We start from the raw sequence: 2838 nt of genomic DNA, 5'->3' as shown, positions 1-2838 counted from the left end.
CCACAATAGCCGGGGTCATGCCAAATCCGCTCCTCACAAGGGCAGAATCCTTGAATCACAGCCAGATTCAGCACGTCAATCCAGACCCCATAAAAACTGATGGGTTGTGAGGGGAGGGAGATCGCTTGTCTTGTATCATTAGGCTTTTTCAATACCGCCCTTGCCTATGTCGTGTATTTTCGGCTTATTCATGTTGCCGGCGCGACCTTCGCTGCGTTGAATAATTATCTTGTTCCGCCCTTGGGACTGTTCTTTGGTTGGTTTCTATTGGGCGAAGACGTGAAGTCTACGATCTGGATAGGTTTAATTCTGATCATATCCGGTGTCATACTGGTTAGAAAATCGCAAGCTCGCGCGTGATTGGCGACGCCACATCCTGAGTTTTGACGTGCGGAATTGTATCTCGCAGGGTCAGACCCAAGATTTTCCCGAGTATAGAGCTAAAATCAGCCCCCTCCGGCTGGCCGAATCGGGGGACCTCCTCTAAAGCGAGAAACCCTTCGTCATTTCGTAGCGATTGCAACTGCAGCGCCGGTCATCATTCCGGCGCTTGTGCGATTTGCGACCTGCATTGCTTTGGGATTCCTCAAAAGGCGACGCGCACGGACGGCTATAAAGGACCAAGTGAGGTCGATCGCGGCCAGAACGGTGACGAGGGTGCCTGTCAGGGCGGCCCATCCACCGGTCGTCACGTGGCCGACATCAATAATGGTCGGAAGAAGAGCGACGTAGAACACCATAATTTTCGGATTACCTAACGTCACGATCATTCCAGCGCCGAACATTTTGAGGGGATGGTGCCGTCTTGGTGCTTCGTCTTCCTTGATTTCAACTGGCGCATTCCACATGCTCCACGCAAGATACAGGAGGTAAGCCACACCGGCATATTTCAGGGCAATAAAAACGGTGTCGAAAGATTGGGCGAGAGCGGAAAGGCCCGTAACGGCGAGCGTGAGCCAAATGGCTTCGCCTAACCACATCGCGGCCAAAAACGGGAAAACATCGCGGAATCCATTCGTTAGAACGCGCGAGACGAGAGCTGCAACGCTCGGCCCCGGAGATCCGGCGTTAATGATTAACGCTGCGCAGAAAATCATGAGCGCCGAAAATGTCATACGTTCCTCGTATCGTTAGAGATAGATCGGAAATAAGCTTAGTAAATTCAGATGGTTGCAATTTATGAGTTTGCGACAATCCGTTGAGATAACGATGGCCATACAAAGTATCGGCACGACGACCTGGACTATGCAAGTGATCTGCGGGATACGGAATGGGCCTTGATAGAACTGCTGATGCCCGGGGGGGGAGGCAGGGGGGCCTTGGACTACGGATCTGGCCGCGCATTAGCGATCCTCCATGTCGTCACGACCGGGGGGCGAGTGGCGGCAACTACTGTGCGATTTTCCGCCGCTCACAACGGTGCGGGGCTGTTTCCATATGGCAAGTCCACTCGACAGCGATGGCAGGTCGGCTCATTTTGAAACGGCCAACGCGCTGTATGCGCGAGACCGTGACCCGTTCGCTTTAAATTTCACTTGAATTCATGGGTCTCCATGGCGTGAATGACGGGAGAACGGAACGCGTCCCGAGGTCGTGAATGTTACGTGGCACCCTTTGGTTCTGGATGTTTGGTGGTGAACCCTGGTTTAGAATCAGGGTCGGCAACGGCATATCGAGGCCGTTGAACCTGAAAGGGTGGCTCTTTACCGTAACGTCGATTTCCGCCGTCATCCTTCTTTCGCTGGTTTTTCCCGAGCCTTATAATCATTTTGTCTTTATGGGCGGGCTGGGCGTGGTGTTCGGGCTTATGTATCTGAAGTCCGGCGTTCCGTAGTCCTTGCAGGTCAGGCTTTCAAAAGAGATCATGCATGACATCCTGGCGGCGCGGCGCCGCGCCTGACGCAATTCTGGGATCATCGTGATGCAGCAGCTTGCCAAACCTGTCCGTGTCGGCCTGATCGGCTATGGTTTTGCCGGCAGGACTTTTCATGCGCCGTTGATCGGTGCCGTGGAGGGGCTGTCGCTGGATGCGGTCGTTTCGCGCCATCCCGATGCCGTGCGTGCCGATCTGCCGGGGGTTGGCGTCCGTCCGACGGCCGAGGCGCTGCTGGCCGATGAGGCGATCGACCTTGTCGTGATCGCCACGCCGAACGAGACCCATGCCCCGCTGGCGCGTGCCGCGCTGCGGGCCGGCAAGCATGTGGTCGTCGACAAGCCGTTCGCGCTCGATCTCGGCGAAGCGCGGGCGTTGGTCGACCTGGCCGGCCGTACGGAGCGCCTGCTGTGCGTGTTCCACAACAGGCGCTGGGACAGCGATTTTCTGAGCGTGCGCGCGGCGATGGCGGACGGCGTGATCGGCCGGGTGACGCATTTCGAATCCAGGATCGACCGGTTTCGTCCGCAGGTCCGCGATCGCTGGCGCGAGCGCGACGTGCCGGGCGGCGGCATCTGGTTCGATCTCGGTCCGCATCTGATCGACCAGGCGCTGCTGCTGTTCGGCCTGCCCGACCGGGTCGTCGCCTCGCTGGCGCGCCAGCGCGACGGAGCGCTGACGGATGACTGGGCGCATGTCGTGCTGCTGTACGGCGAGCGGAGGGTGATCCTGCATGCCGGGATGCTGGTCGCCGGCGGTTCGGCCCGGTTCGTCGTGCATGGCACGGGGGGAAGCCTGGTGAAGCAGGCGGCCGACCGGCAGGAAGCGCAATTGCTGGCCGGGATGCGGCCGGGCGATGCCGGATGGGGCGAGGATGCCGATCCGCTGGTCGTGTATGCCGGCGACGGCACGGTGCGGCACCTGCCGGCCCATGCCGGCGACCAGCGACGGATCTATGCCGAGAT

The 2838-nt window shown here is 58.6% G+C and carries 4 protein-coding genes; 3 read left to right on the top strand and 1 reads right to left on the bottom strand.

The annotated features are described in order from the left end of the window. Window positions 1-99 precede the first annotated feature (99 nt). Entirely contained in the window at window positions 100-360 is a 261-nt protein-coding gene (locus HUK84_RS23800; protein ID WP_176640879.1) for an EamA family transporter, read from the top strand. 143 nt (window positions 361-503) lie between these two features. On the opposite strand, the gene HUK84_RS14230 is transcribed toward HUK84_RS23800, so the two are convergent. Beyond that, a complete protein-coding gene (locus HUK84_RS14230; protein WP_176640878.1) occupies window positions 504-1115 on the bottom strand; it encodes a LysE family translocator in 612 nt (203 codons plus the stop codon). Window positions 1116-1597: 482 nt separating this feature from the next. Here HUK84_RS14230 and HUK84_RS14225 point away from each other — a divergent pair, with 482 nt between their 5' ends. Beyond that, window positions 1598-1834, top strand: a complete 237-nt coding sequence (locus tag HUK84_RS14225) for a hypothetical protein (RefSeq protein WP_176640877.1) — start codon at window positions 1598-1600, stop codon at window positions 1832-1834. A gap of 87 nt (window positions 1835-1921) precedes the next feature. After that, the coding region (locus HUK84_RS14220) for an oxidoreductase (RefSeq protein ID WP_176640876.1) at window positions 1922-2838 on the top strand (917 nt) is incomplete at its 3' end.

This window comes from Nguyenibacter vanlangensis (assembly GCF_013376155.1).
In the GTDB taxonomy this organism is placed as follows: domain Bacteria; phylum Pseudomonadota; class Alphaproteobacteria; order Acetobacterales; family Acetobacteraceae; genus Gluconacetobacter; species Gluconacetobacter vanlangensis.
This window is presented reverse-complemented; position numbering and strand designations above follow the sequence as displayed.

Bases quoted from the DNA above. Each gene is read 5' to 3' on its own strand.
- HUK84_RS23800 (WP_176640879.1), top strand. From the start codon at position 100: ATGGGTTGTGAGGGGAGGGAGATCGCTTGTCTTGTATCATTAGGCTTT.
- HUK84_RS14230 (WP_176640878.1), bottom strand. From the start codon at position 1,115: ATGACATTTTCGGCGCTCATGATTTTCTGCGCAGCGTTAATCATTAAC.
- HUK84_RS14225 (WP_176640877.1), top strand. From the start codon at position 1,598: ATGTTACGTGGCACCCTTTGGTTCTGGATGTTTGGTGGTGAACCCTGG.